This is a genomic window from Polyangiaceae bacterium, assembly GCA_020633235.1.
GTDB lineage: Bacteria > Myxococcota_A > Polyangia > Polyangiales > Polyangiaceae > JACKEA01.
The window spans coordinates 1,062,066-1,079,828 of the sequence record JACKEA010000001.1 but is presented as its reverse complement, the minus strand read 5'-3'; the positions used below and the strand labels follow the sequence as shown (position 1 = coordinate 1,079,828).

14 protein-coding genes and 1 tRNA gene are annotated in these 17,763 nt (G+C 67.0%); 9 read left to right on the top strand and 6 right to left on the bottom strand.

Annotated elements, in window-relative coordinates:
• On the bottom strand, positions 1 to 549 hold the full coding sequence (locus H6717_04830; GenBank protein ID MCB9576329.1) for a hypothetical protein: 549 nt from the start codon (positions 547 to 549) through the stop codon (positions 1 to 3).
• A gap of 140 nt (positions 550 to 689) precedes the next feature.
• Between H6717_04830 and H6717_04825 the strand changes: the two genes are divergently transcribed.
• The 7 genes from H6717_04825 (at position 690) to H6717_04795 (ending at position 8,881) form a co-directional block, all read left to right on the top strand.
• A complete protein-coding gene (locus H6717_04825) occupies positions 690 to 1,955 on the top strand; it encodes an inner membrane CreD family protein (GenBank protein MCB9576328.1) in 1,266 nt (421 codons plus the stop codon).
• A 66-nt stretch (positions 1,956 to 2,021) separates the two neighbouring features.
• Complete coding sequence (locus H6717_04820; GenBank protein MCB9576327.1) at positions 2,022 to 3,971, top strand: cobalamin B12-binding domain-containing protein; 1,950 nt, start codon at positions 2,022 to 2,024, stop codon at positions 3,969 to 3,971.
• A 161-nt stretch (positions 3,972 to 4,132) separates the two neighbouring features.
• On the top strand, positions 4,133 to 4,330 hold the full coding sequence (locus tag H6717_04815; protein MCB9576326.1) for a hypothetical protein: 198 nt from the start codon (positions 4,133 to 4,135) through the stop codon (positions 4,328 to 4,330).
• A 1,404-nt stretch (positions 4,331 to 5,734) separates the two neighbouring features.
• Positions 5,735 to 5,817 (top strand) — tRNA-Leu (locus tag H6717_04810).
• Between the two features lie 523 nt (positions 5,818 to 6,340).
• Positions 6,341 to 7,084 (top strand): hypothetical protein, encoded by a 744-nt coding sequence (locus tag H6717_04805; protein ID MCB9576325.1) that lies wholly within the window; start codon positions 6,341 to 6,343, stop codon positions 7,082 to 7,084.
• A gap of 84 nt (positions 7,085 to 7,168) precedes the next feature.
• Positions 7,169 to 8,470: a Glu/Leu/Phe/Val dehydrogenase gene (locus H6717_04800; GenBank protein ID MCB9576324.1), complete on the top strand. Its 1,302-nt coding sequence runs from the start codon at positions 7,169 to 7,171 to the stop codon at positions 8,468 to 8,470.
• A 3-nt stretch (positions 8,471 to 8,473) separates the two neighbouring features.
• Positions 8,474 to 8,881 carry a hypothetical protein gene (locus tag H6717_04795; GenBank protein MCB9576323.1) on the top strand — a complete coding sequence of 136 codons (408 nt, stop codon included), beginning with the start codon at positions 8,474 to 8,476 and terminating at the stop codon, positions 8,879 to 8,881.
• Between the two features lies 1 nt (position 8,882).
• On the opposite strand, the gene H6717_04790 is transcribed toward H6717_04795, so the two are convergent.
• The 5 genes from H6717_04790 to H6717_04770 all read right to left on the bottom strand — a co-directional run bounded on the left by H6717_04790 (position 8,883) and on the right by H6717_04770 (position 14,999).
• A complete protein-coding gene (locus H6717_04790) occupies positions 8,883 to 9,722 on the bottom strand; it encodes an endonuclease/exonuclease/phosphatase family protein (GenBank protein MCB9576322.1) in 840 nt (279 codons plus the stop codon).
• Between the two features lie 76 nt (positions 9,723 to 9,798).
• Complete coding sequence (locus H6717_04785) at positions 9,799 to 11,481, bottom strand: hypothetical protein (protein ID MCB9576321.1); 1,683 nt, start codon at positions 11,479 to 11,481, stop codon at positions 9,799 to 9,801.
• Positions 11,478 to 12,353 (bottom strand): hypothetical protein, encoded by an 876-nt coding sequence (locus tag H6717_04780; protein MCB9576320.1) that lies wholly within the window; start codon positions 12,351 to 12,353, stop codon positions 11,478 to 11,480. Before H6717_04780 ends, H6717_04785 begins: the two co-directional genes overlap by 4 nt.
• Positions 12,350 to 14,101 carry a hypothetical protein gene (locus H6717_04775; GenBank protein ID MCB9576319.1) on the bottom strand — a complete coding sequence of 584 codons (1,752 nt, stop codon included), beginning with the start codon at positions 14,099 to 14,101 and terminating at the stop codon, positions 12,350 to 12,352. Before H6717_04775 ends, H6717_04780 begins: the two co-directional genes overlap by 4 nt.
• A gap of 13 nt (positions 14,102 to 14,114) precedes the next feature.
• Positions 14,115 to 14,999, bottom strand: coding sequence for a hypothetical protein (locus tag H6717_04770; protein ID MCB9576318.1), 885 nt, complete (start codon positions 14,997 to 14,999; stop codon positions 14,115 to 14,117).
• Positions 15,000 to 15,084: 85 nt separating this feature from the next.
• Here H6717_04770 and H6717_04765 point away from each other — a divergent pair, with 85 nt between their 5' ends.
• On the top strand, positions 15,085 to 16,416 hold the full coding sequence (locus H6717_04765; GenBank protein ID MCB9576317.1) for a hypothetical protein: 1,332 nt from the start codon (positions 15,085 to 15,087) through the stop codon (positions 16,414 to 16,416).
• Between the two features lie 22 nt (positions 16,417 to 16,438).
• Positions 16,439 to 17,758: an NAD(P)-binding domain-containing protein gene (locus tag H6717_04760; protein MCB9576316.1), complete on the top strand. Its 1,320-nt coding sequence runs from the start codon at positions 16,439 to 16,441 to the stop codon at positions 17,756 to 17,758.
• The last annotated feature ends 5 nt before the right edge of the window (positions 17,759 to 17,763 follow it).

The window sequence follows — 17,763 nt, the reverse complement described above, 5'->3', positions numbered from 1 at the left end:
TCAGCTCCCGAACAAAGACGGCTCGGACGCGATGCGCCAGCGGCGCTCGCAGGTGTAGGTGCGCGGCGTCTCCTGCTTGCACGAAAGCCACGCCGCTTCGCAGGTCGAGCCCGCGGGTGCCTTCTTGCACGCGGCAGCGGCAGCGGCCCGGCAGGCTTCGGCGTAGCCGTCGCTCTTCGCTTCCCCGGCAACGGTGGCAACCACCGCCCTCAGCTCGATGCGTGCGCTCTTACTCACCTCCCCGTTCGTCATGGAAAAGGTAGATGACGTCGAGCGCACGACCTTCTCCGGATCGTCGCACTCGACCGCGTGGTCCTTCTTCAAAGCCTCACAGGCCTGGGCCTGGGCCATTTCCGTGACGTCGTCGTCCTTGCCGCCCTTGGCCTCGCCTACATAGGGAGCGCTGAAGGCGTCCACCTTGGCAGAGCACGTCACTTCGTCCATGGGAGCGGGCGGCGGGGCGGGCGGCGGCGAGGCCGGGGGCGGCCGCGCGGGTGCCGAGGCACAGGCGCCAAGGCTCAGGGCGATTGCCACGACTGCACGCTTCATCGCCTCGGAGGATAGCCCGTGCAGGCCGTGTGCAGAGCGGGTGAAGTGAGCGTGGATCCGCTGCCAATGCTCAAATTCCGCGGAATGCTCCAGCGTCCAACTCGCGTTTCGGCCACGGGTGCCGACTTTTGGAGGTGAGCATGCGTCGATTCTTCGCGATCGGGTTGATTTGGATAGGCTGCGCGCTGGCGTGGATCGTCTTGGGATCCGCCGTCATCGTCCGCTCCGGTGACGCCACCGGGCGGCTCTCGTCGGAGGTGCACCAGCTGTGGGGACCGCCCATGGCGCAGCAGCCCCCGAGCGCCGAGGTGACCGCGCAAGCGCCAGCCACGCCCGCGCCGGAAGAACGCAGCGAGCAAGATACCGGAAAGGCCGTCGCGATCCCGCTCGTGGGATCGGACATCGCCGTGGGCCTCTCCCTCGAGCATCGCAAGAAGGGGCTGGTCTGGTTTCCGACCTACAGCGTGAGCTTCGACGCCCGCTACACCTTCCAGAACCCGACGAACGAAAAGCAGACGGTCGACTTCCGATTCCCCTTGGAGCGCGACAACGCCTTGTACGACGGATTCGAGGTGCTCGCAGCCGATGGCCACGGTGAGGACGCGACGGTCGCGAGCGGCGTTGCGACGTGGCGTGGCGTGCTCGCGCCGCACCAACATAAAACCTACAGGGTGAAGTATCGATCGCGGGGCACCGAACGGTTCACCTACGCGGTCTCTTCCGGCACCGGCCAGGTAAAGGACTTCCGTTTGGCGCTAACCACGGATTTCGACAAGGTCGACTTCCCCGCCGGCACCTTGTCCCCCAGCAGCAAAGAACTGAGCGCGGGCAAGTTCAGCGGCGAGTGGAAATTCAAGACGCTGGTGGCAAGCTCCCCCATCGGCGTGGAGCTGCCCCAGAAGATCAACCCGGGGCCCTTGGCCGCGCGCATCACGTTCTTCGCGCCGGTGGGTCTCTTGTTCTTCTTCTTCGTGGTGGCGGTGCTCTCGTCCGCCCGCGAGAAGCGGCTGCATCCCATGCACTTCTTCTTCTTGGGCACCGCGTTCTTCGCCTTCCACCTGCTGTTCGCCTACCTCGTGGATCACCTCGAGATCGTCCCCTCCTTCGCCATCGCCTCCGGGGTCAGCTTGCTGCTGTCGGTGACCTACGCGCGGCTCTTCGTCGGCTGGAAGTTCGCGCTGCGGGAGCTCGGCGTCAGCCAGGCGCTGTACCTGGTGCTGTTCTCCCTCACGTTCTTCTGGCCGGGCTTCACCGGACTTTCGATCACGGTAGGAGCGATCCTCACATTGTTCGTGATGATGCAGCTCACCGGACGCAAGAACTGGGCAGGGGAAGAAAACCGTCTCGAGGCTCCAGCGGGCTGCGCTTCGCCCTACCGCTGCGCGCCAACGGCAACCGAAGGTTGATGATCCTCGTCACTTTCAACGCCAAGGGCAGCCTCCCACACTCGTCTTCGAGAACGGGAGGCTGTCATGCGCGTGCTGCTCGTGGGTTCGGAGCTCGAAGAGAATCTCGCCATTCGTTATCTCGCGTCGGCGCTGGAGGCCGCGGGACATCAAGCGGAGCTCGCCGCCTTCTCCGGGGTGGACGACACGGCGGAGGTGGTGCACGCCATGCGCCGCACGTCACCGGACGTCATCGGCCTGAGCATGACGTTCCAGCGCCGCGCGGAGGAGTTCGGCGATCTCGCGACCGAGCTCCGGCAGCGCGGGTTTGCCGGACACATCACCGCCGGCGGTCACTTTCCCACCTTCGCCTATCGCGAGGTGCTCGAGCGCTACCCGGCCCTCGATAGCGTCGTGCGCCACGAGGGCGAGGTCACCCTCGTGGAGCTCTGCGATCGACTTCGAGAGCGCCAACCGCTGAACGACGTGGCGGGCCTGGTGCACCGAAGCGGCGGCGAGCTTCACGTCGCCCCTACGCGCCCGCTAGCCAGCGATCTCGATGCGATCCGCTTCCCGAAACGCGTGGGCGAGCCGCAGCTCCACATGGGCATCCCGGCGGCGTTCATGGTGGGCAGCCGCGGCTGCTACGGCAACTGCACGTTCTGTTGCATCAACGCCTACATCAAGGACGCCGGCGGCGACAAGTACCGCATGCGCAGCGCCGACAACGTCGCCGACGAGATCATGTCGGTACGGCGCGAGCGCGGCGCGCGCATGCTGGTGTTCCACGACGACGACTTCTTCACCCGCGACGCAGCTCGAGATCTGTCGCGCGTGACGGCTCTTCGCGACGCCCTGAAGAAGCGCGGAGTGGACGACGTGGCGCTGGTGCTGAAGGCGCGACCGGACGACCTGGACGACGCGGTGTTCCGCGTGCTGTCGGACATTGGCCTGCTCCGGATCTACATCGGCATCGAGGCGGGCAGCTCCCAGGGGCTCAAGACCCTGGGCCGTGGCGTGGACATCGGCGCCAACCAGCGGGCGCTGAGCTTCCTGCGGGCACGGGACATCTACGCCTGCTTCAACATGCTGATCTTCGATCCCGAGACCAGCGCGCCGTCACTGCGCCAGAGCCTCGGCTTCCTGCGCGAGAACGCGGACATTCCGATGAACTTCTGCCGCACGGAGATCTACCCGGGCACGCCGCTGATGCGGAAGCTGTCCCGCGAAGGGCGTCTCATCGGCGACGTGTTCGGTTGGGACTACGAGATCTCCGACCCGACCGCCGAGCGCGCGTTCCGGGTGTTCGCCGAGGCGTTCCTCGACCGCAACTTCCGTTGCGACGGCCTGATGAACTCGAACCTGTCCCTCGGCTACTACCTGCACCTGCTCAAGCAGTTCTACCCGCGAGCGGTCACACGCCAGCTCCAGAATCTCGCGCTCACCACCATTCGACGCGTGAACCTCGACTGCGTGGATCGCATGAACGACATCTTGGATTTCGCCGAGTCCGAGGAGTCCCTGAACGAAGCGGCGTTCACCGAGTTCGTGGCCCAAACCACCGAAGAGGTCGAGCGCGCGAACCAGAAGCTCGAGCCGCAGGTGGCGGAAGCGAGCGAGGCGATCCTGGCCGCTGCCCGCGGCACCACGCGCGCGCGTCCCCACGTGCGCTGGGGTGCCGCCGCTGCGGCTGCCATCGCGCTGTCGCCCTTGGCCTGCGATCCCCTCGCCCCGCCGCCCCCGCCGGATCCCTTGCCGCCGCCGAACCTGCGCGAAAACCGCGACGGCGGGCAGCCCCTGGAAATGGAGCCCAAGGACGACGGGACGGACTTCGCGCAGCCGCCGCCGGACGACGGTGAGCGCGACGCCGGCGTCATCGCCTTGCCCCCGCCGGATCCGCCGCCCCCGCCCACGACGAAACCGAAGCCGCCGCCCCCGCCGGATCCCTTGCCGCCGCCCACCACGACGAAGCCGAAGCCGAAGCCGAAGATCGTCCCGCCGCAGGATCCCCTGCCGGCCCCCGTGAACAAGAAATAGCGTCCGTCCACGTCGCTCCCGCGCCGCCCCAACATCCAACCGAATCATGGGTTTGTTGGTCCGGCGCGGAACCACGCCCACATCCGCGCCCAACCTGCGCGCAGCACGCCACTGTCACGGCGGCAGTGCGCGCGGTACTCTGGGAGGTTGGGAGGTTTTTCATGCGTCACGCTCTTGCGGCTTTCGCCGCCTTCGCTCTCGTCGCGCTCATCGTTCCGAGCTTCGCGCCCGTCTCGGCACCGTCAGCGGAGGTCGCGCGTCGCGGTTGCTGCTCGCACCACGGCGGCGTGTGTGGCTGCAGCGGTGGGCGGGCTCAGTGCTGCGATGGCCAGCTCAGCCCCAGCTGCGGCTGCGACTGAGCCCGCGGCGCCGGGTGCCATCTGACACGGGCGATTCGCAGCTGCTCACACGTTGGCGGTCGCCGGAGCCAACGCGTCGAACTGACGCTTGGCCGCTCGGCACGAATGCGGTCGCGCTTTGAACGCCATCTGGCACACATACTCGGATGGATCATGGCACTGAGCTTGTCCAGACCCAGCAAACTGCTCGGGATGCCCGCGGTGCTCGCAGGATGTGGAGGGAACACCGCCAGCCCAGCGCACTCAGACGCCGACGCTGGGACATCACTCGGCACGCCGGATTCCGGGACGGTCGATGGCGATACGGACGTAGAACCCGCGTCGGTGTGCGAGGACGCGTGCGCGTTGGCTGGACTTCAGCTTCAGTGTGATTGGTGGCATGGCGGCGGTCCCTGTTTCGAAGAGTGCTACGCACGCTCGGCCGGTTGCCCCGATATGTCTCTCTACCTCACTTGCGTGCTGGGCGCTGACCAGCCGTATTGCCTGGCGACGACGGTAGGCGCCGACACATGCGCCGATTTGCTCTCGAGTGCAAAGGATTGCCCCGTGAATTTCGATGCCGGACCACCGCCGTGTGAGCCCGGTGAGGCGCAGTCGTGTGATTGCGAGCCGCCTGGTTTCGGCGTGTCGTTCTGCGATGCCAGCGGGAAGTGGGGCCCATGCACGCAATGCAAGCGCTGACAGGACTGGTAGGGGTGTTCTTCGCTACCACTGGGGTGGCAGCCGCCCAAGTGCCAACTCGCCCCGCGTTTCGGTTCGGAATGGGCGCTGGGGGCCAAGTCGGACCGGGCTACGATGGAGCTGAGTTGCTGGGGCGTGGCACGTTCGTATGGACGCCCACGGAGGTTTTCGGGTTGGGCCTTGGCGGAACGATGGAGCGTCGCACTACCGATTCGCAAGCGCGAACCGGGTATCGGATTGGTCCGGTTGCCCAAGTCCGTGCTGAGTGGGATGTGGCCGAGGCGTACTTGGGGATCGGTGGTGGCGCATATCGCTACCAGTTCCGTCCCTGCCTTGAAGCGCACTTCTACGCTGAAATGTCTGCGGGGGCCGCGTGGGTAGTCGCGCCGTGGGGCGCTGTGGGCTTCGACGGTGTGGTTACGCTGCCCGGCGAGGAGGACAGTTGCGCAGGGAGGTACGCTCACGGGCCTGCCCTTGGTCTGCTCGTCACCACGACCGCGCGCTTCTAGTCAGCTGCCGCATCTGACGAAAAAAGCGCTCGGCGCTGGGTTCAACTCCGTGATGCGCGTACCCGTTCGGCGGACCGCGTTCTTCGGCTGACGGGGGACGGATATCGTCGCTCCGCCCGGACGTTCCGAGAGCTTGGACTTGGCGGCCTGACCCCGATGGACGAAGCTATCCCGGAGCTGGCGATTGCCCATCGATTGCCCGCGAACACACCCAGGCCCCTTGGCGGAACGGCAGACGCAGGGGATTTAAAATCCTTTGTCCGAAAGGACGTCCCGGTTCGAGTCCGGGAGGGGCCACCCTAGATCCCACTGGGCGTCACTCAGCCCTCGGGGCTTCCTTGAAAGCCGGACTCAGGCCTCATGAGCGGCCTGGTCCGTTCCTCATTCTCGATTCACGACTCTGACGGAATCGTTACCGCCGGCTCGAGTCCGGGAGGGGCCACTCTAGATCTCACTGGGCGTCACTCAGCCCTCGGGGCTTCCTTGAAAGCCGGACTCAGGCCTCATGAGCGGCTGGTCCGTTCCTCATTCTCCATGCGCGGCTCTGACGGAGCCGTTACCGCCGGCTCGAGTCCGGGAGGGGCCGCGCTGGATCGTGCGTCGCGGCGCGGTGCGTCGCGGAGGCTCACGGCGTGGACGCCGCTTCGCGGTGCGTTGACGTCGCTTCGCAGCGCGTCGCGTGACCCTCGCGCACACCTGCTGACTGGCAGGTCACGGTAGGGCGACGTGTGGGCGCCGATGACGCGCGTGGCGCGCCGCGGCAAGCGTGGAGTTACCGCGAGTTCCGCGCTGGGGCCCAGGCATTGCAGAGACCTCGGACATGACGACACGTTCTGTCTTGGGTGCTCTCGTTGCAACGCTCACGGGGTTCGGGATGCTCGCATTCGCCTCGGACGCGGCCGCGCAGTCCTACCGCTACGGCGATCCCGGCGTTGACGAAGGTCGCGTCGACGACGGCCCCGGATCCCTCGACAAAGAGGACTTCAGTCCCTGGGATCACGGCGAGCTCACCATGGGCTTCATCGGCGGCCAGCGCTCGTTCTCGAACACGAACTTCAGCCAGGCGGGCGGCGGAGATCGACTGAACTTGGATCAACCCCTCGCGAGCGCGCCCTACGACCGCGTGACGGCGCTTGGCCTTCGCTACGATGCGCGGCTGGTGGTGAGCTACGTGCGGATGACGGCGGGGTTCGACATGCCCTTCGCCACCTACTCGAGCGGCGACACCACGCGGCTGTACGACATCGGCGGACAACAGCGCGAGGTGACCTCCCGCAGCCTGGGCATGAAGGGCCTGCGCTTCGGCATCGGCGGCGAGCTGCCCACCGGAACGCCCATCACGCCCTTCGTGGACATCATGGGGACCGTGAACTTCCTGAACACCACGCTCGTGGCCGACGACAAGAGCTACGACTTCGACGCCACGAGCTTCGGCTTCTCCGCGCGGGGCGGCGTTCGCCTGCAGGTGCGGCGCTGGTTCTTCGCCCAGGTGTCCGGCGAGGTGGGGCTGGCCAGCGACGTGATCTGGGGCGGTGAGCTGTCCGTCGGCTTCTCCACGATTTGACCCGCCGAGAAGCTTCCCCAGCGTGAGGCAGCACGCCCAAAAGAGTGCTGCCCCCGACGCCCGGAGCGGCCTATCGTCCGAGCCATGGCAGGCATCGTCGACGGGTCGCCTTCGGCATTCGCGGAGCGATTGGCACAAGATGGAGGACGCGCGTGGATCGTCGCCGATCGCGAGACCGGCGCGCCCCGCGCGTCGCATCCATGGCTTTCGGACGTCGTCGAGCTGCTACGCATGGATCGCCGGGACCACCACGCGCACGAAGGCATGTTCTTCGAGGTCGGGCGCGAGACGGGCGCGCTGCACGCGGCCTTCGTACACTGGACCGATCGCGGCCAAGGCGCCGGCGGCGTGCGGCACTGGCCCTACCCGCGGCTCGAAGATTTGCTGAGGGACGGCCTGCGCCTGTCCGTAGGCATGACTCGCAAGAATGCCCTGGCCGGCCTGTGGTGGGGCGGAGCCAAGGGCGTCATCGCGCGTCAGCCCGGTGATCGCTTCAAGGACCCGAGCTACCGCCGCATGCTGTATCGCGAGTACGGCGACTTCATCAGCTCCCTGTGCGGCTGCTACGTCACCGCAGAGGACGCCGGCACCACGCCAACGGACATGAGCGAGGTGTTCGCTCGCACGCGCCACACCACCTGTATCCCGCGGGAGCTCGGCGGCTCCGGCAACCCCTCCGAGCCCACGGCCAAGGGCGTGGTGCGCGCCATGGAGGGCGCCCTCGCGTTCCTGGGTCTTGGCACACTGGAGGGCAAAACGATTGCCATGCAGGGCGCCGGCAACGTCTCAGGGTTCATGATCTCCGAGCTGCTCGCCCGTGGCGTGGCCCGCATCGTCGCCAGCGAGATCTCGCCCGCGCGCCTGGAGCAGATCCCGAAGGACCCGCGCCTCGAGGTTCGACTCGTGGAAGCCGGAGACACGAGCATCTTCGACGAGCCGTGCGACGTGTTCGCGCCCAACGCCCTCGGCGGCACCCTCGACCCGGACTCCATCTCGCGCCTGCGAGCCAAGGTGGTGTGTGGCGCCGCGAACAACCAACTCTTGGACGCCGAGCGGGACGACGCCAGCCTGGCCGCGCGGGGCATCACCTACGTCCCGGACTTCTTGTGTAACCGCATGGGCATCGTCACCTGCGCCAACGAGCAATACGGCGCCATGCCTCACGACCCCGCCATCGAGCGCCACTTCGGCAGCGACTGGGACAACGCCCTGTTCGTGATCACGCAGCGGGTGCTGGCTCGCGCCGCCGCAGAGGAGATCACTCCGGCGATCGCCGCCAACCGTTTGGCGGACGAGCTCGCACGCCAGCCGCACCCGATTTGGCCGGGTCGCTCGCGACAGATCATCGACGGCCTCCTCGCCGCGCGCTGGCACGAGCGCCGCTGAGCCGTGCGCGCGTTCTTCCTCGCCGCGGCAGTGACCGCCTGCGCCAGCTCCTCCACTCCGCCGGCGCACGTTCCCGAGCCCGACCGCACTCGCGCGGAGACCTACGCGCGAGAAGGCGCCGAAGCGTTCGCCGCGGGGGACCGTGCTCGCGGGCTCCAGCGCGCGACCTTCGCATTGGTCGTGCGCCTGGCTGCCTGCGGCTACGACTGCCCGGAGGTCGCGTACTCGTTCGTGCAGCTGGGTGACATGCGTTACGCCGTGGGCCAACGCGGCTGGGCCGCGCAGTCGTACAAAAAGGCCCTCGAAGTGCTCGCACCCCACGCCCGCACCCACGCCGAGTGGATCGCCGCAACCCGCGCACGCCTCACGAGCGTGTGCCAGCTTGGCCCTTTCCCGGCCTGCGAGCCGTAGCTCAGCAGGCGGAGCCCGAGCAGCTCGGCGTGAGCTGCCCGTCGGTAAGCTCGAACACGGCCACCACCGGCAAGTGGTCGGAATTCCCGGCCTGCACCACGCGCACGCTCAGGGGCTCGAGGTGCGGGTCGTACACCACGTGATCGAGCTCCGAGGTGACCGGGCCGATGCTCGTGTTCCAACGCCACGTGGCGCTCGATCCTTCGAAGTCCTGCAGCGCCGAGCGAAAGCCGCGACGCTCGAGGTAGCGAATCGCGAGCCCCGTGCGGTTCTCGTTGAAGTCCCCGGCGATGATGGTGGGGACATCCGGCGAGAGCTCGGACACGTAGCGCTCGATCTCGCGCTCGCGCACACCGGGCGTCGCGAAGTATCCGGACACGAAGCTACCGCCTTGGCTGAGCTGCGGACGAAGATGCACGTTCAAGATCTGCACGTCACCCAGGGGACCGTGCACCGTGACGTGCCACGCCGGGAACCAACCGCCCTCCGGCGGCGGCAGCGTGCCCTCGTCCTCGAAGGGATGCTTGGACAGCACCGCCATGCCGCCAGCACCACAGCAGTGCCGAAACGCCATGTGCGGAAAGCGCTCCGCGAGCTGTGCTCGGATGCTCGCCTCCCACTCGGGCGTCGTCTCCTGGAGCAGCACCAAGTCGGAGTCCTGCTTCGCGATGGCGGAGAGCGCGGCGGAGTCCCCCGGGATGCCGTAATTGACGTTGTAGGTCATCACGGAGAGGGTCTTCGCGCCGGCCTGTGGGGCGCGGGCCGTGCGGCCCCCGTGACAGCCCGCGGCGGCGAGCAAGAGGGCGAGCGCGACGTGTGAGGGTGAAAGGTCGGGGGACACGACGCCTCCTCTTACGGCGCGCGCCGAGCCGGCATTCCCCGAGGTTCCGCGGCGGACCGACAGAAGCAGACGAAAATCAGATCTCGGGACGCCAGGTGGCCAGGCCCTGGACCACGAACACATCCACGTCGGAGCCAAACGCCTTGTCCGCATCCAGGCTCAAGTCGAAGCTCCGGCTCGGGGCCACCCACACCGCGGCCCCGACGAGGTGCTCGAGGAACGCGCTCTCGTCCGCTCGATAGCGAACCAATGCAGGGCGATAGCGCGCCGACAGATCCAGACGGCGATCGAGGAGCTCCACGCCGGGGGAGAGCGTACCGGCCACCGTGTTGAGGAAGGTGCCGCGAGAAACGGCCACGCCGGCGTCGATGCGCATGGTGCCGACGAGATCGATCAGACGAGTGTTGGCGTAGCCCCCGGCCATGGTCGAGGTGGTGTTCTGGGTCACGGATGCGTTGCCGCCCACGCTCACCGAAGCCTTGTCGAAACGCAGGCCCGCCTCGCCACCGCCGGTGTACACGGCGCCACTGCCGAGGCAGGGGCTCGGTGAAGTGGCGCTGGTGCCCGCGATGCACAGGAACTCCGGCGGCAGGAATGCGGCGAGCCAGTTCGAGCGCTCCGGCTGCTGCATCCGTCCCCACGCCGAAAGCTCCACTACGCCGGCGCGGCCGTCGGCGTCGATGCCGGCCGCGGAGAGCTCCGTGGTGGACGCACCCCAGGGGTTGTCCGCGTCAAAGAAGGAAACCTCGGCGAAGGTTCCGAAGTGACCGAACTGCGGCATCAAGTCGATGCTGGCGTTCAGCCGGCGCTCGTCGATCTTTCCGTCGAAGCGTGAGGCGTGGCCGCCGACGATCACGCGGGGGCGCCAAGCCCAGTCGAGCTCTTCCCAGCCGAGCTCGCCACCGAAGCGCGCCGTGCTCGACGGCACGCCACTCAAGGGCTCCGGCACGGCGCCGCCAAAGGCAGTGAGCGAAAGGCCACCCGCAATCGGCGCACGGACGCGCACGCCGTCGAGCTGCCCGAGGAAGCTGGAGGCGTAGCGCAGTCGCCCCAGCGCCCCGAACCAGGAACGCTGCTGGCCGTAGGACAGCTCGAGCTGCCGCACGCGAACCGCCGGGCGCGCATCGCTGGCGCGACGGTCACCCATGAACCAGGTCTGGCCGCTCACGTCCACGTCCATGGCGAAGGGCGCCGACACGAACGGCTCGTAGTGCAGCTGCGCGCGCAGCTCCGCCCGGCCGAAGCTCTCGCCACCTCCGCTCACGCCGTAGCCGGAGAGAGAAATGGCGGCGCGGTTCCTGCGGTTGTCCTCGATGAGCCCGAGGGGCACCGGCTTCGGATGTTGATCGAGGCTCGGCTTCTTCGCTTCGGTCCAGCTGCCCTTGAAGGTGGACAGCGGCGGCGGCGCTTGGAGCCGTTCGACCTTCTTCTCTTCCCGACCGAGCTCCACGGTGATGCGCCCCTTGTCGCCCACCGCGAGCGGATGCTGGTCGTCCATCACCAGCACCGCGGACGAATCCGCGACCGCCACGACGCCGTACTTGAGCTTGCCGAAGTCGATCTGATCTCCGACGCGCAAACCCTCCTTCGCCCCGGGCGTGATGTAGGCGCGACCATCCGCCACGTCCACGACCAGGATCTTGAGCCGCACCTGCTTGCCCTTCTCACTGGCCTTGTCCGGCTTCTTTTGTTTGGGCGCCGCGGAAACACTCGGCGCGAGCGCCAGCACCGCAATCAGCCCCAGGAGCGCGCGCTTCATCGGGCTCGCCCTCCGCGGTGGCAGTGCAAACAGCGCTCGCGCACCGGACCCACTCTCTGGTGCTGTCGCGCGATGCGCGTCGGCGAGTGCGCGTGGCAGCCCGTGCAGCGCACCAGTCGCGGCGCGGCGAGGGCGACGTGGCAATCGTTGCAGGCGAAGCCGCGGTGACGCCCGGTGCGGATCGGAAACCGGAGCTCATGGCTCTTGGGTGCCAGCGGGCTCTGGCTCAGGCGGAACTGGAACGTCGCAGGAATGAAGGCCGGCGCCCACGCCGTGGGGCGGTGACACTGGGTACAGTCCCGCGGAAATGGAGCCTGGCCCGGAACGCCGATGTGCTGCGGGTGCACGTCCGTGCGGCGGTAGTCGTTCGCGTGGCAGGAGTAGCAGTCCGCAGGCGCCCCCGAGAACACGCCCTGGTTGGCGCGCTGGTGGCACTCCGTGCAATCCGCCAGCGCGTGCATGCCGCGCAGCGGAAGGCGCGTGAGGCGATGCTTCTCGATGGCGCGCACGTCCCGGAAGTTCCGCGCCGAGTGACAGCGATCGCAGGCTTGACCCAGCCGATGCCGGTGGCTGTCCTCGTGGCAGCCCACGCACGCGCGCGTGATCTTCCGGTTCTGCTTGTGGCACGAGGTGCACGCCGTGTCACGGTGCCGCCCTGTGAGCGGAAAGCCGGTGACGGAATGGTCGAACCCGCCGGAGGAGCTCCGCCCTGGCGTCAAGCGCCAGCCCTTGGGCGTGTGACACGCCGAGCAGTCGAGCCCAGAGGTGATGGATGCCGAGTGCGGGCTCTTCGGCGGCTTGGGATCCGCTTGCGTGAGCACGCACCACGCGAGCACGGCGAGTGCCACCACGACGGCATGCGCACGGTTCACTTGTCGGCCTCCGCGTGCGGGTCGGCGTGGCAGTCCTTGCAACCGGAGTAGCCCAACCGATAGCGCGTGGCCTTCTTGCCGCTCTTGCTGGCTACGCTCTTGTGGCACTTGTCGCACGCGAGCTGCGCGTGGCGCCCCTCCAGCGGGTAACCGGTGCGTTTCTCGTGGGGGAACTTCCGGATCTTGAAGTGACTGGTGTCGTGGCAGAAGTTGCACGCCTTTGCCGGCTTGGAGAGGCGGAACTGTCCCAGGTGTACGTCCGCGTGACAGCCCTCACACTTGCGGGCAGTGCCACGATAGCTCGCGCCGCGACCCGTCTTGCGATCCGCTTCCGTAGGCGTGTGACAGCGAGCGCAGGGTGCGGAGGCATGGGCGCCGGTGAGCGGCCAGCTGCTGTGGTCGATCTTGGGCGAGTGCCAGTCGAGGGGAGAATGGCACTCGGCGCAGCCGCCCTTCTTCATCTCCTTCGAGAACTGACTCCCGTGGGGATTTTCGTGACAGGATTCGCAGCTCTCCTTCGCACCACGCCAATCCATTCGGGGCCCCTTCTTGGGGTGCTTGTCGTGACACGAGGCACAGGGCACCGCGGTGTGGTGCCCGACCAGAGGGAACTTGGTGGTGCTGTGCGCCTGGATGCCGAACAGTGCGGGAGCGAATCCGCTCACCGTGTGGCACGCGCCGCACTCACCGCCGGAGCGGCTCTTGAACTCGCCCTTGTGCTTGTCTTCGTGGCAGCCGTTGCAGCGGTCGAAGGTGAGCTCGCGAAAGCGCTGCTGGGCGGGCTTGGACGGCGTGTGGCAGCCGTCGCACTTCACCTTCTCGTGCTCGCCCTCGAGCTGGTATGCGGTCTTCTTGTGGGCTCGAAGGCCCGTTCGGCGCGGGAGCCCGAGCCAGCGAATGCTGGCGTGACACTTCTGGCAGCCCTTGCCGAAGTCCGCTTCGTGCACGGGCTTGTGGCAGCCCACGCAAGCGCGTCCCTTGGAGGGCGAGACGAACTGACCGCGGTCGTGACACTTCCCGCAGACGACGCGCGCGTGACCGTTGGCCAAGGACAAGCCCGGATGCGCCCCCGGCTTCATGACCACCTGGTGCCAGTTGCTCTCGTTGTGGCAATTGGTGCACGTGGAAGAGAAGCGCCCGCGGTGGGGATCTTGGTGGCACGCCGTGCAGTTTCCGAAGTCCAATCCGCGATAGCGCGCGGGTGATCCGTGACAGTTGCCGCAGGGCGCAGAGCGGTGGGCGCCTTTCAGCGGGAAGCGCGACAGATCGTGGTTGAAGCTCTTCAGGCTGACCGTCTTCCAGTTGGATTCGTTGTGGCAGCCGAGGCAGTTGGCGCCAAAGCGGTTGTCGTGCGGATCCTTGTGGCAGGACTTGCAGGCGCGCGACACGTTCTGCCAGGTGCCGGGCTTGTGGCACTTCGCGCACTTGGTGCTGCCGTGCTTGCCCTGCAGCGGCCAACCAGTTTGACCGTGGTCAAAACCGTTGGGGCTGAACCGCACCAGCGCGAAGCCCCGGCCACGATGGTCCGAGTGACACTTGGCGCAGGGACCACCGAAGGCCCGAGCGTGCAGGCCCTGTTTGGTGACGCTCCCGTGGCATCCGTTGCACAAGCCGTTGGACGTGCCGCGACCGGAGGTGTGGCAGCGGCCGCAGTTTTCGTCGCCCTCCAGGCTGGCGTGGGGAGCGGCGAGCGGTCCAGGGCTCAGGAGCTGCGCCGTTGCGGCGCGGCCCACGAGCAGTAGAGCCACTAGCAGGAGGAGACTACGTAGCGAGGCTCGCATTTTCCGAGAAGATCCAGCGGTAGCCGTATTGCCAGGCAACGACGATGTGAACGCAGACCAACAGCACCATCAGCAGTGCGGCCAGTCGATGTATCGAGCGCCAGCCGCGCACCAAGTTGCCGGCCGCTCGCGCCCGAACCTCGCCGACCAGCGAAGAGCGGAGGTCGGAGATGCGTCCTTCGAGCAAGCGGATCTCCGACTGATGGTCAACGCCGAGCTCGGCCAACGTGCTCGCGATGGTTTGCTTCTTGAGCCGGGCCTCTCGACGCCAGCGCGGCATGGCGATCAGCACGCTGACGAGGGACCGCCCCTTGGCCTCCACGCGCTCGATGCCCTCGAGGCGGCGCCGGAGCTCGGTGCCCATGCCTGCTCGAACGCTATCGAGGGTACGATAGTGGTCAGTGAGCCTGGAAAGATCCGGCTCCGACGTAAACGCGTGGATGAAGCGCCCGACGATGCCCGTGAGGATCACGATCACGAGCGCCCACATGGTGAAAGTCGCGATGGGGGTGCGCAGCTGGAAGGCCGAGTGAAACAGGACCAGAATTCCGCCGAAAAGCCCCGTGGTGGTGTGCAGGTTCAGCCACGCCCGCAGCGACCCCACGGGTAGGCGGGGGAACTTGCGACGCACCAAGTACAGGAGATTCGTGAGGATCAAGGCGGTGCCCACGATTCCGTAGCCGTGGCCAACCAGCTCCCCCGGGCTCAGCAGGCGAAACGCTGGGTGATCCACCCGCTCCGCCACGCTCAGGGAGTAGAAGCCGCGGCCGTGGGCCCACAGACCACCAGCGCCGGCACCCAACAAAAAGACCAAGCCTACCCACGGCAAGACGCTGGGGCGGCGCTCACTAGTCGTGTCTGCCACTGGATTCCGCAAACCCAGAGCAGTAGTCGCACATTGCACGAATTCCAGGCATGGTTTTTTGACGTGCGGTTACTACTTCACAGTGATGGGCAAGAGGCGGCTGTGGAATGGTGTGCTCGTCGCCGGAATTGCGCTTGGCCTCGGGGCCGGTGCGTGCGGAGACGTAACTTCGGACTCCTCGGATCACGTGAAGGTGGAGGCGCAGAAATGCGTCACCTGCCACCTTCCGGATTACCAGAACGCCAAGGCGCCACCCCACGTGGACGCCCTACCCACAGACTGCGCCAAGTGCCACACGGAGAAGGCGTGGTCGCCGGCCACCTTTGTCCACAGCTGGCCGCTGGTCGGGGTCCACGCGACGCTGGTCTGCCAGAACTGCCACGTCGGGGATCCGCCGAAGTACGTCGGCACCTCTCGCCTCTGTTACGGCTGCCACCAGAAAGACTACGAGGGCAGTCCCTACCCCGGCCATCAGACGTTCCCCACCACCTGTGAGAACTGCCACAGCCAAGTGGCCTGGAAGCCAGCCTCCCCGGTAGAGCACCCCTGGCCGCTCCTCGGCGCCCACTCGAGCGCGCCCTGCAGCGGCTGCCACGTCGGCAATCCGCCCGTGTACAAGGGCACGCCCAAGATCTGCTCGGCGTGCCACATCGACGACTACAACTCGAGCCCGTTCCCGGGCCACCAAGATTTCCCCACCAGCTGCCAGGACTGCCACAACACCATCGCCTGGAAGCCTGCCTCCCCGGTGGACCACCCCTTCCCGTTCACGGGAGCACACGCGAATACGCCGTGCCTGTCGTGCCACGTCGGCAATCCGCCCGTGTACAAGGGCACTCCCACGGAGTGTTATGGGTGCCACGCGGCGGACTACGCATCGAGCCCCTACCCCGGGCATCAGGGCTTCCCCCACACCTGTGATACTTGTCACAACCTGGTCGCATGGAAGCCCGCCTCACCCTTGAATCACCCGTTCCCGCTCGACGGCAAGCACGCCACCACGGCCTGCAACAACTGCCACGTGGGCAATCCGCCGGTGTACAAAGGCACGCCCAGCGATTGCTGGAGCTGCCACCAGAACGACTACAACTCGAGCCCCTACCCCGACCACCAGACCTTCTCGCACACGTGCACGGACTGCCACACCACCAACGGCTGGGTCCCCGCTTCGGGCACCGGACACCCGGAAGACAAGTTCCCCATCAAGAGCGGCAAGCACAGCAAGTTCGCCTGCGCGGACTGCCACGACGCGAGCTTGGGCTCCACGGGCAAGGGCAACACCAACTGCATCGGTTGCCACACCAACGCCCACACCAAGTCCAAGATGGACAGCAAGCACAAGGACGTGAAGAACTACCCGGCGAACACCTCGTCCGTGAACTACTGCTTGGACTGCCATCCCAAGGGCAAGCACTAGGGTTCGAACGCGAGGACGCGTCGTGAGCACCACGACGCTTCTGCTCGGCGGCATCATCACCGTCGCCGTGCTGCTGTGGCTTCTGTGGGAGCGACTGGACTCCCACAAGGAGAAGAGAGCGCGCGCGGAGGCGGAGGACGCCGCCGCCCTCGGCGACGTGCTGCCCACGTCGCTGCACCCCGTCATCGATACGGATCTGTGCATGGGGTCGGGCACCTGCGTCGCGATCTGTCCCGAGCACGGACCGCTGGCGCTCATCGGCAATCGTGCCGTGCTCGTCAATCCGCTGGGCTGCGTGGGTCACGGTGCCTGCGAGGTCGCCTGCCCGGTGGACGCCATTCGACTGGTGTACGGCAGCAAGAGCCGCGGCGTGGAGCTGCCGCGCATCGACAAACACTTCCAGACGAACCAGCCGGGCATCTACATCGTCGGAGAGCTCGGCGGCATGGGACTGATTCGCAACGCCGTGTCGCAGGGAACGCAAGCTGCGGAGCACATCGCGAAGAGCCCGACGCCGCGGCGGGCCAACGGTCAAGGCTACGACGCCATCGTGGTCGGCGCCGGACCCGCGGGAATCGCCGCCACTCTGGGCCTGATGGACGCCAAGCTCAACACGCTGTTGGTGGAGCGCGAAGCCTTGGGCGGAACCATCACACACTACCCTCGCAAGAAGGTGGTGATGACGGGCGACCTCGATCTGCCCCTCTATGGCAAGGTGCACAAGAAGACGATGAGCAAGGAGCGGCTCATCGACCTGTGGCAGGACATCGCCCAGAAGTGCAATCCACCGCTGGTCACAGGCCAGGTGGTCCAGAAGATCACGCAAGCCGCGAATGGTCTGTGGGAAGTGGCGACGGAATCCGAGCGCTGGCTGGCGGCCAACGTGGTGCTCGCGCTGGGCGTGCGCGGTTCACCGCGCAAGCTCGGCGTACCCGGTGAAGAGCTCCAGAAGGTGGCCTACAGGCTCCTCGAGCCGGAACCCTTCGAGGGCAAGCACGTGATGGTGGTGGGCGGTGGCAACAGCGCGGTGGAGTCCGCCATTGCCCTGGCGGATTTCGGCCGCTGTGCCTCGGTCTCCATCAGCTATCGGCGGGACGCCTTCGCCCGCTGCCGCGGCGACAACCGCCGCAAGATCGACGCCGCCATTCAAGAAGGCAAGGTCCGCGCGCTGATGCCGACCAACATCACCGCCATTGGGGAAGACCGCGTTCGGCTCAAGAACGGCGCGGGCGAAAAAGACGTTCCGAACGACGCCCTGATCGTCCAGATCGGCGGCACCGCTCCCGCGGACCTGCTCAAGAGCTTCGGTGTGGAGCTGGTGACGAAGTACGGGGAGCGATGAGTCGC

Excerpts from the sequence above, each read along its gene's own strand:
- H6717_04830 (MCB9576329.1), bottom strand. The coding sequence starts at position 549 with ATGAAGCGTGCAGTCGTGGCAATCGCCCTGAGCCTTGGCGCCTGTGCC.
- H6717_04825 (MCB9576328.1), top strand. The coding sequence starts at position 690 with ATGCGTCGATTCTTCGCGATCGGGTTGATTTGGATAGGCTGCGCGCTG.
- H6717_04820 (MCB9576327.1), top strand. The coding sequence starts at position 2,022 with ATGCGCGTGCTGCTCGTGGGTTCGGAGCTCGAAGAGAATCTCGCCATT.
- H6717_04815 (MCB9576326.1), top strand. The coding sequence starts at position 4,133 with ATGCGTCACGCTCTTGCGGCTTTCGCCGCCTTCGCTCTCGTCGCGCTC.
- H6717_04805 (MCB9576325.1), top strand. The coding sequence starts at position 6,341 with ATGACGACACGTTCTGTCTTGGGTGCTCTCGTTGCAACGCTCACGGGG.
- H6717_04800 (MCB9576324.1), top strand. The coding sequence starts at position 7,169 with ATGGCAGGCATCGTCGACGGGTCGCCTTCGGCATTCGCGGAGCGATTG.
- H6717_04785 (MCB9576321.1), bottom strand. The coding sequence starts at position 11,481 with ATGAAGCGCGCGCTCCTGGGGCTGATTGCGGTGCTGGCGCTCGCGCCG.
- H6717_04765 (MCB9576317.1), top strand. The coding sequence starts at position 15,085 with ATGGGCAAGAGGCGGCTGTGGAATGGTGTGCTCGTCGCCGGAATTGCG.